The following is a 20,184-nucleotide window of genomic DNA, read 5'->3' as shown; positions in this document are numbered from 1 at the left end:
TCCAGTGGGGCAGCCTCGCAGGGGGACCGGGAAACGGTTCTGCGCCACAGACGCCCGGCTCAGGCGATGCTTCGTTCTGACGGCCGCTCGCCGCAGCGCATCCTGCTTGGGAGCGGGGCATGACCGTTCTGATCACCGTCGTGGTGGTGCTGGTCGTCCTGGTATTGATCACGCTCGCGATGGCGGTACGTATCGTCCGGCAGTACGAGCGGGGCGTCCTCTTCCGGTTCGGCCGGCTGATCGGCACGGGCGAGCCCGGACTGCGGTTCCTCGCGCGCGAAGCGACCGCCGCCGCCACGGCGCGGCCCGCCCCCAAGCCCGTATCGGCATTCGACCTGGGCAAGCCGGCCGGCGTAGCGGCACCGGACGAGGTGGCCGAAGCCAAGCGTTTTGCGTAGCGCGAGCACGCGGTCACCCACGGCACGCGGTGCCCCCGACGGCGGGACCGGACAGATCCCGGAGCAGGCCGAGCACGAGGAGTTTGTCCGCAGACGTCGGCCTCCGTAGAGGGGGACGCGGCGACTGTGGACCCGTCACGCATCTGACGTTGGGAGAGCACCATGCGGCCGACGTTCGTTCTGGGACGGATCGCAGGGGTCCGGATCGGAGTCCACTGGAGCGTTCTGCTCATTCTCGCCGTGATCGCCCTCGGGCTCGCGGAGGGCCGTCTGCCCGAGGCGCACCCGGGCCACGGCTGGCCGGCGTACTGGGCGGCAGGGATCCTGACCGCCGTGGTCTTCTTCGCTTCTCTGCTCGCGCACGAGCTGGCGCACGCGATCGTCGCCCGGCGTAACGGGGTCGAGGTGGACGACATCGTCCTGTGGCTGCTCGGCGGTGTGGCACGGCTCAAGGCGGAGGCCCCGAACCCGGCGGCGGAGCTGCGGATCGCGGGCGTCGGTCCCCTGGTCAGCCTCGTTCTGGGCGGGTTCTTCACGCTTGCCGCGTGGCTGCTCGACACGACGGCCGCGCCGGGGCTGGCCGTCGAGGCGCTGGCCTGGCTCGCGGCGATCAACATCCTGCTGGCGGCGTTCAACGTCGTTCCGGCCGCTCCGTTGGACGGCGGGCGCCTGCTGCGTGCCTTCCTGTGGTGGCGTACGGGAGACCGGCTGCGCGCGACCGCGGGCGCGACGGCGGCCGGTCGCGCTTTCGGCTGGTTCCTGACGGTGGTGGGACTGTTCCTGTTCGTGCGGGGAGACGTCTTCGGCGGACTGTGGCTGGCGATGATCGGCTGGTTCCTGGTTGCCGCGGCCACCACGGAGGGGCAGCAGGCACAGCTGCGTGCCGTTCTCGCCGGCATTCCGGTACGGCAGGCCATGACACCGGATCCGGTCACGGTTCCCGTCGGCCTCACGGTGGCGGCCTTCCTGGCCGACCCGCACTACCGGTTTCGCCATTCGGCCTTTCCGGTGACCGGCGACGGCTCCGCGCCCGTCGGCCTCATGACTCTGGACTTGGCCAGGAAGGTGCCGGAGGACCGGCAGCACGCCGTGACGGTGGAGCGGGTCATGCTGCCGCTGACGGAGGTCACGGTCGTCGGCGCGGACGATCCCCTGGCGGATCTGCTGCCGCGCATGCAGCCGGGCGCCGAGCATCGGGCCCTGGTGCTCGACCGGAAGAGGCTGGTCGGCATCGTCTCCGCGTCGGACGTCAGCCGCACGGTCACGTGGCTGATGACGAGCGTCCCGCGCGGCCGCGGTGGAGGCCGGGGTGCGTAATGCCCCTACGTCGGCGTGCAGAGGTCCGGCGAACGCGTGCACTGTCCTGCCGATGGATCAGGAAACGCCGATCCCGCACGTGGGACGTCCGCCTCTGCGTGTCCGGACTCATGCGACCTAGGAGGCGATCATGGAAGAGCCGCAGGCAGTCCGGGCTGATGCGGCGGCCGCCTGCGCGGCCCTCCGGAGAGGACTTCCCGGGTCCTACTTCTTCCGCTTAGTGCCGCCGCCTTCGCGGCGGATCCCAGACACGGAGGCAGAACCATGGTATTTGTACGCGTCCTGTACGCCTCCGAGCATCACTCCACGCAGGAGATCGCCTCACGGATCGGCGCTCGCCTGAGAACTCACGGTCACCATGTCGACGTGCGGGAGCTGGCCTCCGCCCTCGGCGGGCAGGGGCTCCCGCGGGCTGACGCGTTCGTCATGGGAAGCGCGGTTCATGACGGAGCCTGGCTGCCGACGGCGGAAGCCGCCGTCCGGGTCGGCGCCGAGGGGTTGCGTGAGCAGCCGGTGTGGATGTTCAGCGTCGGGATGTCCGCCGCCCTGCCCAGGCTCTTGCGCCTGCTGGCCGACCGTGCCGTGCAGCCGCGTGTCGCCGCGCTCGTCGACGTCGTCCGTCCCCGGGAGCATCGGCGCTTCTCGGGCGTGATCCGGCGCGAACACCTGGACCGCAAGGGGGCTGTGCTCTTCCGTCTGCTCGGCTGTCGTTACGGAGACCACCGGGACTGGGCGGCGGTCGAGGCATGGGCGGACGACATCGCAAGGCAACTCACGGCCCTGCCCGCACGCGGCCCCGCAGACTGACGGCCTCCCACGGCCGACAGGCCCTCGCGGAGGGCAGGTCGGCCGGCACGGTGTTCGCCCGCTCACGCACCGCCTTCCGCGAGGGAGGCGAGTGCGGCGTCGAGGCGGCGGGTAGCCTCGTCCGCGACCGGGGCCATGGCGTCGACGCCGGTGAGAGCGACCATGGTGGAGGGGTCGATCGCCTGCACGATCACCTGGTCGCCGTCGGTGCGGACCACGACATTGCAGGGCAGGAGCAGCCCGACCGAGCGGTCGGCGTCCAGCGCCTGTCGGGCGAGCGGGGGATTGCACGCCCCGAGGATCAGGTAGGGCTCCATGTCGTGGTCGAGCTTCGCCTTGAGCGTGGCCTGGACGTCGATCTCGGTCAGGATGCCGAAGCCCTGCTCCGCCAGTGCACGGCGAACGGCCTCCACGGTCGCCTCGAAGGTCCCTGCCGGCTTGACGGTGCGGTCGTACGGCATGCTCTCCACCTCACTGTTCCGATGATGACGACCTCGTCGGCACATGTCCGGCCCCGGTCGTCGTGCTGCTGTACGGGCGGCCCGGGCCGGGCCGCGACCAACAGCATGATGCCCTGACCGCACTCGTCCGGAGGCGAACCACCCCGGCGGTGGCCATGCGGTTCGCTCCGGCTCTTCTGTTCGCCGCCTGCCCGTACGCGGACTCGACAGGGGCGTCGCACATCGGTGGCGTACGGTGTGGTCCGGCGCTGCCGCTTTCGATGTGCCGGACCGCCGCCGCACGCCTTCCCCGCCGGCGGACCCGCGATGTACGGGTCGCGGTTCACCTCCGCGAAACGATGATTCTCAGGACTGATCGTGCTGCGAGTCGTCGTCGCACCGATCCGATAGGCGGACCTGTAGCCCCCGGGAAGGACCGTTCGGCCCGCTGCGAGTCTCGTGGATCGAAGAAAGACCGGATGACGAGTGAGGGCTGGTGGCTGGAACCGAGCTCCCCGGCCTGGTGGCATCGAAGGGACCCGCGTACGACGGGCCACTGGCCCTCTGCACATGGCATGAAAAGTCCCCGGGGCAAGCAGCCCCGGCGTTCCGGCCGGCTGATGAACCCCTGCTCGACCAGGAGACGTGGGGGCATGCAGGCCACGCGAACTCCTCCTCACAGCGGAGGCCATCATGAAACGAATGGCGTCACAACCCCTCGTGGACGTGCAGGTGGAGACCCGGGGTGGTGTGTCCGCCGAGGACGCCGACTATGCCCGGGACAAGGTGCGGGCCGTGTTCGGCCAGGCACCGGGGCCGGTGCTCTTCGCCCGGGTGAAGCTGACCCGCTACGCGAACCCGGCGATGGAGCGGCCCGTGACGCCCTGCTGCGCTACGCCGGCGCGATCGCGAACGTGTCCGCCGCCAAGACGTCTCGGCCCGCTGCCCAGGCCCCCCGTACCGCCCTCCTCGTACGCGATCTGATGACCGCGCCCCGCCGCCGGTCGCCGGGGACACCACCCTGCCCGGCATCGTCCGCGCGCTGTCGGAGCACGAGACGGGGTCGCTGCCCGTCGCCGTCGCCGACGGCCGGGTCACGGGTGTCGTGTCCGAGGCCGACCCGCTCGCCGCGGTCGCCGCACGGACGCACCGGCCCAGCGCGGCGAGCCAGGTACGGGAGACCAGGCCCACGGCCGAGCCGGGCGAGGAGACGGCCGAGCCCCTCATGACCAGCCCTGCCGTCACCGTCCAGCCGGACACGACGGTCTCCGAGGCCGCCTGGCTGATGGCCCTGTCCCGACTCAAGCACGTTCCCGTGGCGGAGCCGGACGGGCGGCCGGTGGGCTCCGTTCACCGGCACACCCTGCTGGACGCCCTGCTCGGGGACGACGCGACCATCCTCGAGGGCGTGCGGGGCCGCATCAGGCAGGTCTTCCCGAGGTTGCCGACACGGTGGAGGCCACGGTCCAGCAGGGAGTGGTCCGCCTTCGTGGCTCCGTGACGGGCGACGAAGGGGGCGGCTGCTCGCCGAGGTGAAAGGGCTCGACCCGATGACCGACGTCCTCGACGAGTTGACGGTACGCGACGGCTGAGCACCGGTGGGTGGGGGGCCTGCACACGTCGGTGCGCGCACCCTTCTCCCATGTGTGTCCGTCCCCCTGTTGCTGGTCGGGCGGCCTCTCCGCCGGGAACGTGCGGTAGCCCGAGGAGGGAAGCGGCCCACGTGGTGGCTCGCTCGTGCCGATGGCGGAGAGGGCGTTGATTTTTGAAGCGGGACGCTCACCCGCGATCCGCCCTCCTCTTCGAATCCGGGAACCGCCTCGCCTGGGGGCCGTCTTTCCGTCAAGGGAGTCGTCCGGTGATCACATCAGTCCTTCTCTCAGGCCGGCATCTGTCGCGCTCGGCGAAATCAGGCACTCCGCGTGAGCCGCCCAAGCCGTCGGAGCCCTCGCCGAAGCCCTCGTGGACGCGCTGGCTGCTGCCCATCGCCACCTTGGTCCTCCTGCTCGTGGTCCTGCTGCGCGTCCCCTCCCAGCAAGGCGCGACGCTGTCGTACAGCGACTTCCTCGGCAGAGTGGGCACCGGCCAGGTCAAGACGGTCGACATCAAGGAGACGGGCGCGATCAGCGGAACCCTCAAGGACGGCGGGAAGTTCACCACCCGGATCCCCACGGCCCTGGACAACAGCCGCCTGGAGCAGCAGTTGCAGTCCGGGAAAGTGGAGATCACCGCCTCCCGGACCGGCGGCAGCCCCTGGGGGACCCTGCTGGTGCTGTTCCTGCCCGTGCTGGCCATCGTCGGCCTGTTCCTCTGGGCCGGCCGCAGGGCGGCCGGGGCGGTGACCGGGGGCCTCGGGGCGACCGGTCGGGCCCGCGCCAAGATCATCGAGACCGGGCGTCCGACGACTCGCTTCGAGGACGTCGCCGGCTACGAGGGCGTCAAGCAGGAGATCGGCGAGATCGTCGACTTCCTGCGCAACCCCGAGCGCTACGCCGCCGCGGGCGCCAAAGGACCGCGGGGTGTGATCATGGTCGGTCCGCCGGGCACCGGCAAGACCCTCATCGCCCGCGCGGTGGCCGGTGAGGCGGAAGTCCCGTTCCTGTCGGTGACCGGTTCCGCGTTCGTGGAGATGCTCGTCGGGGTCGGCGCCTCCCGCGTGCGCGACCTGTTCACCGAGGCACGCAAGCGGGCACCCTCGATCATCTTCATCGACGAGATCGACGAGATCGACGAGATCGACGAGATCGACGCCGACGGCAGCCGTCGGCAGCCGTCGTGGCGTGGGAGCTGTTGGAACGGTCGGGGTGCCGTCACCTTCCGGTGGTGCGTCCGGACGGTCGCTGTGCCGGCTTGCTGGAGAGGGCTGATGTGGCGGTCGCGTGTGGTGCTCCCGCCGTTTCGCTGTCGCAGGTTCGGGTGGATGAACTCCTTCGGGGCCACGGGCCGGTGCTCGTGCACGTGGAGCAGACCGTACGCCACGCGGTCGACATGATGACGTACACCGGCGCCGATGCCCTTCCGGCGCTTGCCGAGGACGGGCATCTTGCCGGGGTGCTGACGGCGGTCGACATCGTCGCGGCCCTGGCCGGTCATCCGGTGCGGGAGGAGCCGGCGGACCGGCGTCCCCAGACCGGCACGGTGTTGCCCGGGCTGCCGCCCCGGCGGGGCTACCGTGGCACGGCCTTTCCCTGACTGCCGGACGCGACGCGCGAGGGAGACAGGGGCGTGAAGGGACCGGACCCCGCGGCTGGCCGCAGTGGGTTTCGCGATGTGCCGCATACGACGGATTTGCGGGTGGAGGCATGGGCCCCACCCGGGAGGAGTGCCTGGCGCAGGCCGTACGAGGCGTCTGCGCGTCGTTCCTGGACTTGACGGGGGCGGCGGGTGTCCGCCCGGCGGGACGTGGAAGTACGGGCGGAGCGGGACGAGGGCGTGCTGGTCGCGCTCTTGGACGAGGTCGTCTACCGGCTGGACACGGAGGGCGAGGTCCCGGTCGACGTGGAACTCGCCCCCGTCGACGGCGGCGTGAAGGGCGTCTTCCAGATGGCCGACGCCGGGTCGCCTCCGGTGACGGGTGCCGCCCCGAAGGCCGTCACGCTGCACGGACTGGCGCTGAACCGTGGGCAGGACGGCTGGACCTGCTCGGTGACGCTCGACGTGTGAGTGCGCATTCAGCTCGCTCGGTCCGTCCGGTCTTTGCGCGGGAATCACCGCAGCCGCCGCAGCGGCCAGGTGTTGACGACGTCGTCGGGGCTGAGCCATCCGCGTTGAGCCGTGCCGACGCCGTAGCGGAGTCAGGCGAGCCGGGGACGGAGTGGGCGTCGGTGCCGATGGCGAACTTCACCCGTGACTTCTCGCCCGGTCGAAGCCAGCGAGGAACGCGTCGGGCCCGTCCACGCTCCCGCCCGGGGCTACGCCAACCACTTCCTGGAGGTGCAGGCCGTGGACCGGGTGTACGACGAGCCCACCGAGACCGCCTTCGGGCTGCACACAGGTCAGGTGTGCGTCATGATCCACTGTGGTTCGCGCGGCCTGGGGCACCAGGTGTGCAGCGATCACGTCCGTGTCATGGACCAGTCCCTGCGCTCCTTCGGCATCGAGCTGCCGGACCGGCAGTTGGCCTGCGCGCCCGCCGTCTCCACGCCGGGCAGCGCCCATCTGGGGGCGATGGCCGCCGCCGCCAACTACGGGGACGCGCCAACCCCCAATAGCTCACCGAGGCCGCGCGCCACGCCTTCACCGTCGTCGCAGGGGCGGGCCTCGACCTCGTCTACGACGTCTCCCACAGCATGGCGAAGATCGAGACGCACGATGTGGACGGGGTACGGCGCCGGTTGTGCGTCCACCTCAAGGGTGCCACCCGGGCTCTGCCGCCCGGACGCCCGGACCTGCGGGACGACCTGGCGGAGGTCGGGCAGCCCGTGCTTCTGCCCGGCACCATGGGCACGGCCTCGTACGTGAGGGCCGGCGTCGTCGGCAACGCCGCCTTCTGGTCCTCCGCCCACGGCGCCGGCCGCGTCTGGAGCCGCCACCAGGCGCCGCGTCCGCGGCGAGCAACTGCACGAGGAGCTGGAATCGCACGGCATCGCTGTACGGCCGAAGTCCTGGCGTGCGCTTGCCGAGGAGGCGCCCGATGCCTACAAGGACGTCGACGCCGTGGCCGTCGCCACGGAGGGCGCGGGGCTCGCCCGGCTGGTACCGCTCGGGGTCGTCAAGGGATGAGCAACCAGGCGTCCCGCTGTCAGGCCCCGCGTGGGCGGGGGTCCGCGGAGGGCGGCCCGGGTGGTTCCTCCAGGACGCTCCAGGCGACCGGGCCCAGGAGGTCGGCCAACCGTTGGAAGACGTCGATGAGCATGTCGTCCACGGTCAGGACGCCCACGACCCGGTGACCGTCCAGGACGGGGAGGCGACGGAACCCGGACCTGCGGAAGGTTCGGTAGGCCACGTGGATGTCGTCGGTGACGTCAACCGTGATCACGGGCGAGGTCATCACCGAATCGATCATCTCGTCCGCGTCGAGACTTCTTACGAGAGCGGCCAGCGCGAGGTCGCGGTCGGTAACGATGCCTCGGAGTGTGTCGCCCTCGGTGACGATCATGGAACCGACCCCGTACTCGGCCATCTCTCGGGCGACTTGTCTCAGCGGTGTCCTCGTGGGCACGGACACCGCCGGATGGCTCATCGCTTCGGAGACCTTCATCGGCCTGGTTCCTACAGTCCCTGGGACAGGAGCAGCTCGTGTGCCAGCCGGGCGCCGCGAGACGCCTGCTTCTCCCTGTCGGTGTCCTCCGAGGGGATCTGCTCCAGCCCTTCGGCGAGCGCTCTGACAGCCTGAGCCAGGACCTGCACCTGGGCCTCCAGGGTGCGCAGCCTCTCGTGCTCGTTCGGGGTGATGTTCTCGGTCATTACGTCTCCTTCTTGCGGTGAACGGGGGAGCGGGCTCTCCCGGTCGATGGGGTGAGTCGTGCTGCGGGTCGGTCGCATCGGCGTCCTTCGCTGCTATCCCGGCTCCATGTAGGGGCGGCGGAAGACGAGGGGGCCGGTGTCGTGCGGGCGTACGACCGTCAGCGCTTGGGAGACCGCGGCTTCCAAGGGACCACTGGTGTCGATCGTGATGGCTCCTGTCCACGGAGGCTCTCGCGCCGCGATGGCGGTGGCCACGTCGAGGCCGGCGTCGGACGGTCCGGCGGCACGGTGTTCCAGGCGGGCCGCCGTCATCTCGTCCGGGACCTGGCAATGCAGGGCCACGAGGTCGGCATGGGTGCGTTCAGCCACGCGCTGGGCCGCTTCGCGCTGTCCGGCGCTCGACCAGGTGGCGTCCAGGACGACGGACTCGCCGCGGGACAGCAGGGTGGCTGCGCGTTCCAGCAGGGCCGCGTAGGTGGTGGCGGTCCACTCGGGTGTGTACAGGCCCTCGCCGTAGGGGGCGGAAGCGGGCTGCTCCGCCGGGATGCCCGCGAGTTCTTTGCGGAGGCGGTCGCTGCTGAGGAGTGTGACGCCCAGGCGGTCGGCGAGTGCGCCGGAGAGGGTGGACTTCCCGCTGCCGGGGAGCCCTCCGACGAGGGTCAGGCCGACGGCGGAGGTGCGCAGGTGACGCAGGGTCGTCGTGATCAGTCGCCGTGCGGCGAGGCCGGCGTCCGGCGCGCCTTGGTGTGCCTGGATCAAGGAGACCTTGGCACGGACGAACGCGCGATAGGCGACGAAGTGGTGCCGCAGCGAGGGCGGTGCGGGATCGCCGGAGTGCTCGCTGTAGCAGGCGAGGAAGAACGCCGCCAGATCCGGGGCATCGAGCTGCTCCAGGTCCATGGCGAGGAAGGCGGCGTCGTCGAGACCGTCGACGAAGCGCAGGTGGTCGTCGAACTCCAGACAGTCCAGGACACGGGGACCGTCGTCGAGGCAGAAGATGTCGTCGGCGAGCAGGTCGCCGTGTCCGTCGACGATCCGGCCCTGCTCGATGCGCATGTCGAACAACTGCTCACGTCCGGCGAGATAGCGGCGGACCAGCTGCTCGATCTCCGCCACGCCCTCGGGTACGCGGCCTTCTCCGTCCACCGCACGGACCTGCGCGAAGCTTGCTTCCCAGCGTGACGACAGGGCGTCGCGTGTGCCCTGCGCGTCCACCTCCGGCGTGTGGGGTGCGCTCGTGTGGCGGGTGACAAGCAGTCGTGCGACGGCCCGCAGGGCATCGTCGACAGTCGCGCCCTCCCGTACGAGCCGGGACAGGCGGCGCTCCGCCGGCATGCGGCGCATCGCCACGAGAGGCTCGGGCGCCTCCGCGCCAGGGCCCCGGATCTCGCCCACACCCAGATAGACATCCGGGGCGAAGCGGCGGTTGAGCGCGACTTCCCGCTCACACGCGACCCGCCGTGCCTCCACGGTGGTGTAGTCCAGGAACGTCAGGTCGACCGGCTTCTTGAACTTGTAGGCACGGTCGCCGACGAAGAACACGACCGCGGTATGGGTCTCGCGCACCTCCGCCCGCAGGAGCGCGCCGATGTCAGAGGCGCCCGGCCGGGGCGTGGCAGCGTGCTCCTGGCGCACCGTCGCGATCAGCTCGTTCAACGGGGTCGGCTCAGTCATGGGGGACGACGGCGACAGGGCAGCGCGCGTGGTGCAGGGCCGCCTGGGCCACTGGACCGAGGCGTGGTGCGAGGGCGGGACGGTGCTTGCGCCGGCCGACGACCAGCAGTTCGGCCCCCTCGGCGGCGCGCACGACGGCCTCGGCGGGGCTTGCGAGGCGGATCGCGTCGACCGGCTCCACGCCGGGGAACTTCTCGCGCCAGGGGCGGAGGACCTGAGCCAGCTGCTTCTGCGCATCCTCCGTGATCTCCTTGGCGACGTCGTGATCCACGCCCCAAGGGGTGTGCGCGTGGAGCGGCAAACTTCGGCCGTGGACGACCTGGAGGGGCACACCGCGGGCCGCGGCAGCATCGAAGGCGAAGGCGAGCAGGTCGTCACACTGGCCGTGCAGTTTCAGCGCGACCGCGACGCCACGCGGGGCGGGCGACGGGCCCTGTTCACGGGCCCCGGCACGGACCAGGACCACGGGCCGCGTGGCCCGAGCCACGACGGCCATACTGACGGAGCCGAGGAAGTAGCTCTCGGAGGACGTCAGGCCGAGCGAACCCAGCACGGTCAGCTCGGACTCCGATGCCGCCTTCAGCAGGGCGTCCTGCGCGTCGTCGGCGACCAGGTTGCCGACGATCAGGAGGCCCGGGTGGCGGGCCTGGAGTTCCGCCTGCGCGTGGTGCACGAGCCGCTTCGCCCAGTAGTTCTGATCGATCTCCGATGCGGCGCGGACCGGCTCGGGCGCGAGCATGGGCCAGGCATGCATCAGGCGCAGCGTGACCTTGCGCCGCTCGGCCTCGTCGGCGGCCCAGTGAGCGGCCGCCAGGCTCTCGGGCGAGCCGTCCAGGCCGACCGTGACGACTGGCTCCATGGCAACTGCCTCACTCTCGAACGACGCGGCAGGAAGGGACGCGCAAGCGTCGGCGACCGAGGGCCGAAGCACGCCCCTTCCTCTCATTCGAGGAGTACCCCAGATCGTCCTGCCGCGCATGTGGGCCGCGACGTGACCCGGCTCGGGAGCGCTGTGACGTTGCAGCTGTGAGCCGGAGGGGCTGGTAGGTCCCTGGAAGCCGTGCCCCGTTCGGCCCCTTCTCGGGCCCGTCCGGCACTCGGAGAGCGCGCCGACGGGCGCCAGGGTGGGGATGACAGGTGGATCCACGACGCAAGGAGCGAACGATCATGTCAACTGGCATGGAACGTCGCCGCAGCTTCTTCCCCGAGTTCCCCGACGTCAGGGACTGGTTCGGCGACCTACCCCGCTTCCCGATGTGGCGCACGGCTTTCGACCGGCACGCCATCCCTATCGAGGTGGCGAGCGGTGAGGGACGGTACGTGCTGAAGGCGGAGCTGCCCGGCGTGGACCCGGACGAGGACGTCACGATCACTGTGGACGGCGACGTGCTCAAGGTCAGCGCCGAGCACGAGGAGAGCAGCGAGACGAAGGACCACTCCGAGTTCCGCTACGGCTCCTTCGAGCGCGCGGTGCGCCTGCCGGAGGTGATCGACCCCGAGGACGTGAAGGCCGAGTACGCCGACGGCATCCTCACCGTCAGCATCGCCGTCCGGCAGCCCCAGGAGAGCCGCGCCCGCACCGTTCCCGTGACCCGTGCAGGGGGATCCGACGAAGCGGAATCCGCCAGATGAAGCCCGGCCAGGTCCCGGATCCACCCCTCGGGGCCGAAACCACCGCACCCCGCTGAGCCCGTGCGGGCCCGGTGGGGCCGTCCCACCTGGAGGCCCGTCATGCGCGACGGAGCGACACCGCCCCCCGGGCAGCCGCAGCGGCCCTGGCACGACGGCCGCAACGGCGACCCTGCCGGTCCGGACGTCAACCCCCTGCGCCGCCCCTGCGACCGGACCCGCACCCGCTGGCACGTCGGCCTCGCCCTCGCCATGCTCATCCCCTTGACCTGCGGCGTGATCGCGGGTGCCCGCATGTGGAGCGACGCGGCACGAACCGCCCGCGACGAGGCAGGCCACCGCCACGAGACCACCGCGACCACCCTTGCCCGCGCCAACGGCTCGTCGACGGCGGCCCGCTTCGCCACACCCCCCGTGCTCGTCGACGCCTCCTGGCGCGCCCCCGACGGCACACCGCGCACCGGCAAGGTCGCCGTCCAGCCCCGTACCGCCGAAGGCACCACGAAGACGATCTGGGTCGACGACGCCGGGGCGGTCACCCGCGCCCCGCGCAGTACGGCCGAAGGACAGTTCAGCGCCGTCGCCGGCGGCACCCTCGTCGCCGGGACGCTCGCCCTGACCGCCGCCGGCGTGGTCGGCCTGCGCCTGCGGCGCACCGAGGCCGCCACCCTGGACGAATGGGACAGCGAGTGGGCGGTCGTGGAGCCGCTGTGGACCCACCGTCGACGTACCTGAACCGGGCCGGAGCCATGGCCATCGTGTGGTGTCCTCGACAGCCGACAACCCTGATAGCCGCAGTCGGTGAAGCCGGCCACCGCCGCTCGCGGTGGGGCTACCCGGATGAGGGATCGCGTACCGGACGGGTCTCGATCACGCATGCTGGGCCGGGACGGATCTCTGCGTCGTGGCCGTCCTCGTAGCGCGCTCGATGGGGCGCTTCGCCGTCGGGGCCGAGCCCTTTCACGACGGTGGCACGGTGTTCGGGCGTGCCTACGGTTCGGCCGGTGAATCGCAGCACGTCACCTTCGTGCGCTTTCACCAACGCTCACCTCGTTCGTTGCCGCAGTCCTTGTCTTTGATCAGGACGACCCCGGCAGGCAGCTCGTGGTGAAGGGCCGCTCGGGTACCTCCAGGGGACGAGGGGGGCGCGAACGGCTCGTTCCGCAGGGCGGGCGGGGCTCGTGAAGCAGGCGCACCCTGGAGTTGGAACGAACCGCGACGCCAACCCGAACGTGCCTCGGTGCGGCGGCATCACGGGCATGGTGGCAGGTGGCGCCGAGAGCCCCTCTCGGGAGCGACCATGCGACTTTCCTTGTGGGCACCTTCCTCGATCGGACAGGCTCGCTCCTCATAGGCCGGGGGCGCCCCAGAGCGGGAACCAGCGGGTCAGGTCCTTCTCGATCCGTAGATCGTCTTTGACCACGGCCTTGACCTGGAGTTCCAGCGGATTGTCGCGCCTGTCTCCGGGCAGCGGAGCGAACGGGTAGAAGGTGCCGCGCTTGTAGAGATAGACGAGCGCGAGGGAACGCAGCTCGGCGTCGTGGAAGGTCACCAGGGAGCAGAGCAGTTGTGGGCCGAAGCCGCTGTCCTGAAGGGCGGTGTTCACCGCGTGCAGATCGTTGACCAGGCTGGTCAGGTCGCCGGGGTCGCGGCGGGAGAGCAGCCACGAATATCCGTAGGCGTCGCGGCTGAACTCCACCGGCGCGCCTCCGCGTTCGAAGTCCGCACCGAGGAGGGCACGTACCTCCTGCTGGACCTGTGCGAACGCCCCGCCCTCGATGGCGGCGAAGCAGACCGAGCCCGCTCCGGTCGGGGTGAAGCCGACGGCTGCCTGAAGGGTGATCGCCGCTGAGGGAAGGCCGAAGAGCTGGTCCAGGTCGGGCTTGACCGGCTTGGACCGGCCGAACAGGACGTCCAGGAATCCCATGGGTACCAGCTCCTTCTCCTCACGCCCCGGCGTGCGGTTCGCCGCCTGCCTCGCCCAGCTGCGCGGAGATCTCCGCGAGTGCCTCGATACGGCGTTCCAGGGTGGGGTGGGTGGAGAACAGGTGCGCCACGGTCGTGCCGGGCCCGAGGGCGGGGGTGAAGAAGAACGCGTTGAACGCCTGCGCGGTGCGCAGGTCCCGGGTGGGGATGCGGGCGATGTCGCCGCTGACCTTGGTCAGCGCCGACGCCAGGACGGACGGCTTTCCGGTCAGCATCGCCGCGGCGCGGTCGGCGGCCAGTTCGCGATACCGGGACAGGGCCCGGATGAGCAGGAAGCTGATGGCGTAGACGAGGGCGGAGACCGTCATCACGGCCATGAAGACGACGGCGGTGTTCTGGTCGCGCTGGTCGCGTCCTCCGAACAGCTGGGAGTAGAAGGCGAAGCGGACGACGAGTCCGGCGATCACGCCCAGGAACGAGGCGATGGTGATCACGGCGACATCGCGGTGTGCGACGTGGGAGAGCTCGTGGGCGAGGACGCCCTCGAGTTCTTCGGTCTCCAGACGGCGCATGAGGCCGGTGGTCACGCAGACGACGGCGTTGTCGGCGTTGCGGCCGGTGGCGAACGCGTTGGGGAGGTCCATGTCGGAGACGGCGACCCGGGGTTTGGGCATGTCCGCGGTGGCGCACAGCCGGTCGATGACCCCGTGCAGCCGTGGCTGCTCCTCAGGTGTGACGAGGCGGCCGTGCATGGCGTACAGGGCGATCCGGTCGGAGTACCAGAACTGCGCGCCCAGCAGCGCCGCGGCGATGAGGACCACCAGGACGACGGACTTGAGCAGCACGATCAGCGCGGCGATGAACGCCACGTACACCAGCCCGAGCAGGAACATCGTGACCACCATGCGGGCGGTCAGCTGCCGGTCGGGCTCGAAGCGGCTTCGCATCACACACTCACCCTGGGATCAGACCCTCGGCGGAGAGCAACTCGCTCACCTGCGCGAGGCTGGTGCCCTCATCGGGAAGTACCAGTTCCGACGGAGTGATCCGCTCGTCCGGCACCCGTGTGCCGAGGCTGTGCACCGCGTCCAGCAGGGCAGACAGGGCGGAGGCGAACGCCGCCTCGTCGCCCGCGGTAGCGGCCGCCTGCAGGGTGGAGTCCAGTTCATTGAGGTGATCGAGGTGTTCTTCGGCGATCTCGTACTGGCCCTCGCCGAGAATCCGCATGATCATGACCTCTCCTTCCCCTCGGGGCCCTCTACGGCTGCGGGGCCGGTGGCCGCCGGGAGCTGCGCCTTCATCCGGGCCAGCTCGGTCTCCACGTCGCTTCCCGCGGTGACGCGCTCGAGTTCGGCCTGGATGTCGTCACGGCCGGCCGGCAGCGTGGCGTCGTCCAGCGCGCCGGAGGCGAGCAGTTCGTCCAGCGCACCGGCGCGCGCCTGGAGCTGCTCGGTCTTGTCCTGCGCGCGTTGCATGGCCAGGCCCACATCGCCCATCTCCTCGCCGATGCCGGTGACGGCCTCGGTGATGCTGGCCTGGGCCTCGGCGGCGGTGTAGGTGGCCTTGATCGTCTCCTTACGGGTACGGAACGCGTCCACCTTCGCCTCCAGACGCTGCGCCGCCAGCGTCAGCTTCTCCTCCTGGTCCTTCAGCGACGCCTGCTGTCCCTCCAGATCGGTGATCTGCGAGTCCACTGCCGTACGCCGGGTCAGCGCCTCACGGGCCAGATCCTCACGCCCCACGGCAAGTGCCTGTTCCGCCTGGCCCTGGAGCCTGCCCGTGGACTGCCGCAACTGGTTCACCTGCAGCTCGACCCGCTTGCGGCTGGTCGCCACATCGGCCACGCCACGTCGCACTCTCTGCAGCATCTCGCGCTGCTGCTCGTAGGAGTAGTCCAGAACCTCGCGTGGGTCCTCGGCCTTGTCCAGCGCCTTGTTCGCCTTGATCCGGAACAGGGCGGCGATGCGTTGGGTGATGCTGGTCATGGCGACCGCCTTCCTCGCTGCCGCGGGTCAACCATCGGCACACGCCTCTTCCATTGTCCGGGCGCTTCACCGTCCCGGCAGCCTGATCGTGTTCCGTGCGGGCTGTCGTGGGTGGTCATGGCCCACCCCCGGCCCGGGGGACGGCCTGCGGCCTCGTGGAGGACCTTCCAGGAGACGGCGATCAGCCAGGAGCCGACGCCGAGTGCGACGTGGCCGGCCAGGCGGAAGGCGCTCAGGCAGGGGCCGCCGCTCCAGCCGGTCAGGTCGTTCCACAGGTGGCCGTCGGCGTGGGTGTCCATGAGCAGCGGGAACGGGGAGCCCGAGCCAGCTGCCCAGCAAAGACACGGTGAGTGGGATGCCGTGTATCTCGGTGAACAGTGCCACCAGGAAGGCGTTGGAGGCGCCCATGGCCTGCCAGTCCCGCATTGTCTTCGGGGGGAAGAAGCCGGCGGTGAAGACGGTCCTCCTTGAGGCTGCCCGCCCGGCGGCTGGCCTGCGCCGCCCACGGGCGATGCCGCTCATGCGGCGCCGGTAGTCCTCCTCGTCGATGTCGCCACAGCGATCAGCATTTCGCCGTAGACGGGATCGATCCACCTTTTCCCGCTGCGATCAGTGAGGTCGCCGACTGGCGCAGCCGCCTGGACCAGGAGCAACCGCAGCACCTGCGGCTCGCCGCCCGGCGGTTCCCCAGCGGACGCGCCGCGTGCCGTGGCCAGCCGGGTGAGAGTCACGGCGTCGACGGCACGGGACGACGACTCCACGTAGTCCACGCCCCCTGGTGCCGTGGCTGCCCGGTCTGCAGGGTCCCTGCGAGTAAGACGGGCGGTTGCCTGCGCCGGGCCACTCGTCGGCCGATGTCTCCGAGTCGGGTCCGGCGGTGATCGGCAGTCCCCGCCGCCTGCGTGCTTCATGAGCACCGTTCCCTCCGTGAGGGCCGGACGCCGCCGCGATGAGCGGACAGGCGGCCGCCGAGGGGCGCAGCCATGGCGGTCATCCTTGTAGCGGCGGTTCGTTGGCGGCGGCATCGGCCGTGCCGAAGCGCAGCAGCTGGTGGCCGAGGTCGACCAGGGCGCGTCCGGCCGCGTATTCGTCGCCGATCTCCGGCGCGGGAGGGTCGTGCGGGTTGCGGTGGGCTTCGGTGCGGCTCTCCAGCCGGTTGTCACCGGTGTCGAGGACGGCGTGCACCTTCGTGACGTCGCCTTCCTCGAAGAGGTCCACGCGCAGGGTCCACGTCTTGGTACGCGTCGGCGTGTTCGTCGTCTCATCGTTCATGTCCGGTCCTGTCCTCTGAGGGGGACGGTGAGGTTTTCGTCCCGGGGGGATGGACGAGTCAGGCCGGAACAGCCGCCTGCTGTCCGGGCCCGTCGGTGTGGTGACCTCTGGTGGGGACGGGAACCACCTTCTTCGTCCGGGGTCCGTATCTCCAGCGTGAACGAGGCCGAGACTGTTGGACATGGGCCGCCCGGCCTAACACGGGGCGGCGGTCGGACACGGTCCGTGGGCGCCGCCGACTCGGTCGCCGCCGTCCGCTGTGGCCCGGCAGTGGCGCTCCCGTCCCGTTCCGCCCGCTCGCGGAGGAACGGTGGGACAGCGGCCACCGGGGCCACCGCGAGCGGGCAGTCGGGGACATGGCGGATTCGCCGAGGCGCATTCAGCCTGGTCGTCGGGGCAGTGACGGGGCCGTTCGGCCTTGGTGCGGGGTGGTGGCGGGAGTATCGTGGAAATTGGCCTGCAGGGCGAGCGAGGGAGTTCGGCCGGATGGCCCCGGGCGACGGGCGGAGGCTCCGCGCGGGGCGTTTGTCGACGGTCGGGCTGAGAGGCTGGAAGGTCTGTGAGACCGGAAGGCGACCTCCATCACCTGATCCGGACAATGCCGGCGCAGGGAGCCCACCTTGCAGGTTTCCGTCTGCCCCCACGACATTGCTGTGAGTCGCGATCAGCGACGGGACGGCGACAAGGGACGGCGGAGCGTCCGAAGGGCCTCGCCCAACGCGAGCGCATGCCGCTTCGGTCGTGGCTGGCCCAGTAGGCGGCGTACTGCAGGTCGGGCTTGTCGATGGTCGTCTCGGGACGCTGAGGAAGCAGTCAAGGCCGGGACCTCGGTGTCGGGGGCATCCGGCCGGAGCGGGGCGCTCAACGGGGTGGGGACGTAGAACGCGCGGCTGTTGCCGTCGAAGAAGGACGGGCCGCCGTCCAGAGTGTCGCCCAGGTAGCCGGCCACCAGAAGCACGGTGCCACGAAGGACGGCTACCTGTTCCGTGGCCCGGGCGGCTACTTCACCGAAGGCGTGGAGCGACGCCGGGTGAGGAAACTCTTCACGAACCTCCCCCGGAGGACGGCGTCGGAATGTATGGCTTCCGGCACTACTTCGCTTCGAACGCCCTCGGGAACGGCATCCCCATCACCGACGTCGCGGAGTGGATGGGCCACAAGTCCATCGAGGAGACGTACCGGACCTACCGGCATCTGATGCCGGGCAGCATCACCAAGGCCGCCCGGATCCTGGACGCCGGCCTTTGGAGAGCGGCCTGAGGGGAATGGCTGAGGGAGGAGATCTCCTTGAAGTCGTCACCCTCAACGGGCTGACCTGGGTGAATCGCTCTACGGATCACTCGGTCGCTGATCTCTCGCGGTGAGGTTCTGATCGAGGCGCCCTGGGGGCCGTTTGCATGTCAGGAACCGTTCAACGACAGGTCTGGTGTTTCCTCGGCATGACCAGAGACCCGCTCAACGATCTTTCCACGAACCTCAGCGACGCCCCGGCGGTGCGCCGACGCCGATGATCGTTCTTGGCATCCACGGCTGATCGATGTCCCCGAGGCAGGAGGTCCATCGTTCAGGCGGTGCCCAGGAGATTGCGCGTCATCACGCGCCCCTGCCCAAGCAGGCCCGATACCCACTGGCAGGTCGAGTTCCGCCGCCCTGGGAACTCAAGGGCCGTGGGCCACACGAACCTCGTGTGGCCCACGGCGTGGCGCGGGTGAGTCGTCGGTCAGATGCTGATGGCTCCGGTGATGAGGGCGAAGCCGATGTAGGCGAGGGAGACGGGGATTCCCCAGCGCAGGGCGTGCTTCTGGAAGTCGCCGAGTTCGGTCTTGATGAGTCCGAGGAGGACCCAGAGGGGGGCGCTGGTCGGACCCATCATGTGGAGGATCTGGCCGATGGCGCCGGCGCGGGCGATCTCGTTGGGGTCGATGCCGTAGTGGCCGGCGGATTCGGCGAGGACGGGTATGACACCGAACCAGTAGGCGTCGTTGGACATGAAGAAGCCGAGCGGCAGGGCGAGGATGGCGGTGACCAGGGGGATGAGGTTGCCCATGCCCTCGGGGACCACGGCGAGGGCTGCGTTCGCCATGGCCTTGATCATGCCGGAGTCGGTCATGATGCCGGTGAAGACGCCTGCGGCGAGGACGAGGATGACGACCGGGACGGCGTTGACGGCCTGCCGCTTGATGAGTTCCTGCTGGTCGGCGATCACGCGGACGTTCACGAGGAGCGCGATGACGAAGCCGACCATGAACAGGACGAGAAGGTCGGCGATCTCCAGGACCAGCAGGACCATGAGGACAGCGGTGAGGGCGGCGTTGAACCACATGCGCCAGTCGGCCTTGACGGGCTCGAAGGCGTTGCCGGAAGCGATCTCCAGCTTGTAGGCGGCGAGCTTGTCGTTGTCGATCTTGCGGCGTTCGCGCAGGCCGAGCCAGTAGGCGACGGTGATGATGGCCAGGCTGGTGAGGGCCATGGGGCCGATCATGTGGACGAAGTACTCGGTGGCGTTCAGGTGCAGGACGCTGATGCCGCGGGTGGCGGCGCCACCCCAGGGAGTGGTGCCGGAGACGGTGCCGAGTGCCATGGCGGCGAGGGTGGCGAGGATCAGCGGGTTCATGCCCAGGCGCCGGTAGATGGGCAGGAAAGCGGAGCAGACGATCATGTAGCTGGTGGTGCCGTCGCCGTCGAGTGCGATGCAGATGGACAGGATGGCTGTGCCGACGACGATACGGACGGGGTCGCCCTTGGACGCGCGGACGATGGCCTGGCAGACGGGCTCGAAGAGCTTCATCTCCATCATCAGGCCGAAGTAGAGGACGGCGAAGAGCAGGAGGGCGGCGGTGGGGGCGACCGTTTCGAGGCCGCTCATGATCATGTCGCCGAGCCGGGATCCTTTGCCGGCTATGAGGGCGGCGGCGATCGGCGTGAGCATGATGGCGGTGAACGCGGAGAGGTACTTGCGCATCACCAGCAGCATGAAGCTGGCCAGGGTGGCGAAGCCGAGGACGGCGAGCATCGTTGCTCCTTGGGGCAGGGCTCTGGGGGCCGCCGGCGTGCGGGCGGCCCGGTGCGGCTCGGTGCGGGGCGTGTCAGGTCGGGAGGCGACCAGGCAGGCACGCCGCGGTTCTCGGCTCGCGCATCTGGTCGGTCATGGTACGTGCGGCTCCTGTACGGCTGGGCTCGGTGTGCACGGGCAGGCGGGCTTTGACCTGGTGCGATGCATCAGGAGGCGGGCCTGGCGTGGCCGGAATCACCAGCGGGATGTACCGGGGGTGGGGCGGCTCTTCGGAACCGGACAACCGGTTAACCGGATTGCCGGTAGGTAACTAGAAT

Annotated in this window: 22 protein-coding genes and 6 pseudogenes; 15 read left to right on the top strand and 13 right to left on the bottom strand. The window is 70.2% G+C overall.

Annotation, left to right across the window (positions count from 1 at the left end):
- Positions 1 to 119 precede the first annotated feature (119 nt).
- From ACIQFX_RS15405 to ACIQFX_RS15395, 3 genes are all read left to right on the top strand, one after another.
- Positions 120 to 398, top strand: coding sequence for a hypothetical protein (locus ACIQFX_RS15405; RefSeq protein WP_402462971.1), 279 nt, complete (start codon positions 120 to 122; stop codon positions 396 to 398).
- 162 nt (positions 399 to 560) lie between these two features.
- Positions 561 to 1,715 (top strand): site-2 protease family protein, encoded by a 1,155-nt coding sequence (locus ACIQFX_RS15400; RefSeq protein WP_402462969.1) that lies wholly within the window; start codon positions 561 to 563, stop codon positions 1,713 to 1,715.
- Between the two features lie 264 nt (positions 1,716 to 1,979).
- Positions 1,980 to 2,522, top strand: coding sequence for a flavodoxin domain-containing protein (locus ACIQFX_RS15395; protein WP_402462966.1), 543 nt, complete (start codon positions 1,980 to 1,982; stop codon positions 2,520 to 2,522).
- Between the two features lie 62 nt (positions 2,523 to 2,584).
- Here the strand turns inward: ACIQFX_RS15395 and ACIQFX_RS15390 are convergent, their stop codons facing one another.
- Positions 2,585 to 2,983: a DUF302 domain-containing protein gene (locus ACIQFX_RS15390; RefSeq protein WP_402462963.1), complete on the bottom strand. Its 399-nt coding sequence runs from the start codon at positions 2,981 to 2,983 to the stop codon at positions 2,585 to 2,587.
- Between the two features lie 681 nt (positions 2,984 to 3,664).
- On the opposite strand from ACIQFX_RS15390, the gene ACIQFX_RS15385 reads away from it, so the two are divergent.
- The 9 genes and pseudogenes from ACIQFX_RS15385 to ACIQFX_RS15345 all read left to right on the top strand — a co-directional run.
- Positions 3,665 to 3,946, top strand: coding sequence for a hypothetical protein (locus ACIQFX_RS15385; RefSeq protein ID WP_402462960.1), 282 nt, complete (start codon positions 3,665 to 3,667; stop codon positions 3,944 to 3,946).
- Between the two features lie 19 nt (positions 3,947 to 3,965).
- Positions 3,966 to 4,085: pseudogene (locus ACIQFX_RS15380) on the top strand (CBS domain-containing protein); the annotation flags it as partial.
- 102 nt (positions 4,086 to 4,187) lie between these two features.
- A complete protein-coding gene (locus ACIQFX_RS15375) occupies positions 4,188 to 4,463 on the top strand; it encodes a CBS domain-containing protein (protein ID WP_402463833.1) in 276 nt (91 codons plus the stop codon).
- A 357-nt stretch (positions 4,464 to 4,820) separates the two neighbouring features.
- Positions 4,821 to 5,690 (top strand): annotated as a pseudogene (locus tag ACIQFX_RS15370) (ATP-dependent metallopeptidase FtsH/Yme1/Tma family protein); the annotation flags it as partial.
- A gap of 47 nt (positions 5,691 to 5,737) precedes the next feature.
- A pseudogene (locus tag ACIQFX_RS15365) lies at positions 5,738 to 5,791 on the top strand (hypothetical protein); the annotation flags it as partial.
- A gap of 129 nt (positions 5,792 to 5,920) precedes the next feature.
- Positions 5,921 to 6,154 (top strand): CBS domain-containing protein, encoded by a 234-nt coding sequence (locus tag ACIQFX_RS15360; RefSeq protein WP_402463831.1) that lies wholly within the window; start codon positions 5,921 to 5,923, stop codon positions 6,152 to 6,154.
- Positions 6,155 to 6,346: 192 nt separating this feature from the next.
- Positions 6,347 to 6,625: an archease gene (locus ACIQFX_RS15355; RefSeq protein ID WP_402462957.1), complete on the top strand. Its 279-nt coding sequence runs from the start codon at positions 6,347 to 6,349 to the stop codon at positions 6,623 to 6,625.
- A gap of 183 nt (positions 6,626 to 6,808) precedes the next feature.
- Positions 6,809 to 7,093 (top strand): annotated as a pseudogene (locus ACIQFX_RS15350) (RtcB family protein); the annotation flags it as partial.
- Between the two features lie 149 nt (positions 7,094 to 7,242).
- Positions 7,243 to 7,684, top strand: a pseudogene (locus ACIQFX_RS15345) (RtcB family protein); the annotation flags it as partial.
- Positions 7,685 to 7,703: 19 nt separating this feature from the next.
- Here the strand turns inward: ACIQFX_RS15345 and ACIQFX_RS15340 are convergent.
- The 4 genes from ACIQFX_RS15340 to ACIQFX_RS15325 all read right to left on the bottom strand — a co-directional run bounded on the left by ACIQFX_RS15340 (position 7,704) and on the right by ACIQFX_RS15325 (position 10,901).
- Positions 7,704 to 8,162: a cyclic nucleotide-binding/CBS domain-containing protein gene (locus tag ACIQFX_RS15340; RefSeq protein WP_402462954.1), complete on the bottom strand. Its 459-nt coding sequence runs from the start codon at positions 8,160 to 8,162 to the stop codon at positions 7,704 to 7,706.
- 11 nt (positions 8,163 to 8,173) lie between these two features.
- Complete coding sequence (locus ACIQFX_RS15335) at positions 8,174 to 8,368, bottom strand: hypothetical protein (RefSeq protein ID WP_402462951.1); 195 nt, start codon at positions 8,366 to 8,368, stop codon at positions 8,174 to 8,176.
- A gap of 93 nt (positions 8,369 to 8,461) precedes the next feature.
- Complete coding sequence (locus ACIQFX_RS15330) at positions 8,462 to 9,934, bottom strand: AAA family ATPase (RefSeq protein ID WP_402463828.1); 1,473 nt, start codon at positions 9,932 to 9,934, stop codon at positions 8,462 to 8,464.
- A 100-nt stretch (positions 9,935 to 10,034) separates the two neighbouring features.
- Positions 10,035 to 10,901, bottom strand: coding sequence for a universal stress protein (locus ACIQFX_RS15325; RefSeq protein WP_402462948.1), 867 nt, complete (start codon positions 10,899 to 10,901; stop codon positions 10,035 to 10,037).
- Between the two features lie 308 nt (positions 10,902 to 11,209).
- Here ACIQFX_RS15325 and ACIQFX_RS15320 point away from each other — a divergent pair, with 308 nt between their 5' ends.
- Positions 11,210 to 11,674: an Hsp20/alpha crystallin family protein gene (locus tag ACIQFX_RS15320; RefSeq protein WP_402462945.1), complete on the top strand. Its 465-nt coding sequence runs from the start codon at positions 11,210 to 11,212 to the stop codon at positions 11,672 to 11,674.
- Between the two features lie 99 nt (positions 11,675 to 11,773).
- On the top strand, positions 11,774 to 12,406 hold the full coding sequence (locus ACIQFX_RS15315) for a hypothetical protein (RefSeq protein WP_402462943.1): 633 nt from the start codon (positions 11,774 to 11,776) through the stop codon (positions 12,404 to 12,406).
- Positions 12,407 to 12,503: 97 nt separating this feature from the next.
- Here the strand turns inward: ACIQFX_RS15315 and ACIQFX_RS15310 are convergent, their stop codons facing one another.
- The 7 genes from ACIQFX_RS15310 to ACIQFX_RS15280 form a co-directional block, all read right to left on the bottom strand.
- Positions 12,504 to 12,710: a DUF1918 domain-containing protein gene (locus tag ACIQFX_RS15310; RefSeq protein WP_402462940.1), complete on the bottom strand. Its 207-nt coding sequence runs from the start codon at positions 12,708 to 12,710 to the stop codon at positions 12,504 to 12,506.
- A gap of 309 nt (positions 12,711 to 13,019) precedes the next feature.
- Positions 13,020 to 13,598 (bottom strand): hypothetical protein, encoded by a 579-nt coding sequence (locus ACIQFX_RS15305; protein WP_402462938.1) that lies wholly within the window; start codon positions 13,596 to 13,598, stop codon positions 13,020 to 13,022.
- A gap of 19 nt (positions 13,599 to 13,617) precedes the next feature.
- On the bottom strand, positions 13,618 to 14,544 hold the full coding sequence (gene htpX / locus ACIQFX_RS15300; protein WP_398008759.1) for a zinc metalloprotease HtpX: 927 nt from the start codon (positions 14,542 to 14,544) through the stop codon (positions 13,618 to 13,620).
- 7 nt (positions 14,545 to 14,551) lie between these two features.
- The gene (locus ACIQFX_RS15295) at positions 14,552 to 14,830 is read right to left on the bottom strand and encodes a hypothetical protein (RefSeq protein WP_398008757.1); all 279 of its coding nucleotides are present in this window, start codon (positions 14,828 to 14,830) and stop codon (positions 14,552 to 14,554) included.
- A complete protein-coding gene (locus ACIQFX_RS15290) occupies positions 14,827 to 15,582 on the bottom strand; it encodes a PspA/IM30 family protein (RefSeq protein WP_402462935.1) in 756 nt (251 codons plus the stop codon). The genes ACIQFX_RS15295 and ACIQFX_RS15290 overlap by 4 nt, the downstream gene beginning before the upstream one ends.
- A gap of 518 nt (positions 15,583 to 16,100) precedes the next feature.
- Positions 16,101 to 16,352: a hypothetical protein gene (locus ACIQFX_RS15285; RefSeq protein WP_402462932.1), complete on the bottom strand. Its 252-nt coding sequence runs from the start codon at positions 16,350 to 16,352 to the stop codon at positions 16,101 to 16,103.
- A 220-nt stretch (positions 16,353 to 16,572) separates the two neighbouring features.
- The gene (locus ACIQFX_RS15280; protein ID WP_141297010.1) at positions 16,573 to 16,854 is read right to left on the bottom strand and encodes a dsRBD fold-containing protein; all 282 of its coding nucleotides are present in this window, start codon (positions 16,852 to 16,854) and stop codon (positions 16,573 to 16,575) included.
- A gap of 949 nt (positions 16,855 to 17,803) precedes the next feature.
- Here ACIQFX_RS15280 and ACIQFX_RS15275 point away from each other — a divergent pair.
- A pseudogene (locus tag ACIQFX_RS15275) lies at positions 17,804 to 18,114 on the top strand (tyrosine-type recombinase/integrase); the annotation flags it as partial.
- Between the two features lie 460 nt (positions 18,115 to 18,574).
- Here the strand turns inward: ACIQFX_RS15275 and ACIQFX_RS15270 are convergent.
- Entirely contained in the window at positions 18,575 to 19,867 is a 1,293-nt protein-coding gene (locus ACIQFX_RS15270) for a CitMHS family transporter (protein ID WP_402462928.1), read from the bottom strand.
- Positions 19,868 to 20,184 lie beyond the last annotated feature (317 nt).

It is taken from the genome of Streptomyces sp. NPDC093089, from assembly GCF_044754405.1.
Classification (GTDB): domain Bacteria; phylum Actinomycetota; class Actinomycetes; order Streptomycetales; family Streptomycetaceae; genus Streptomyces.
Note: the sequence above shows the minus strand (reverse complement) of the source record. Positions and strands in the feature narration are given on the sequence as shown.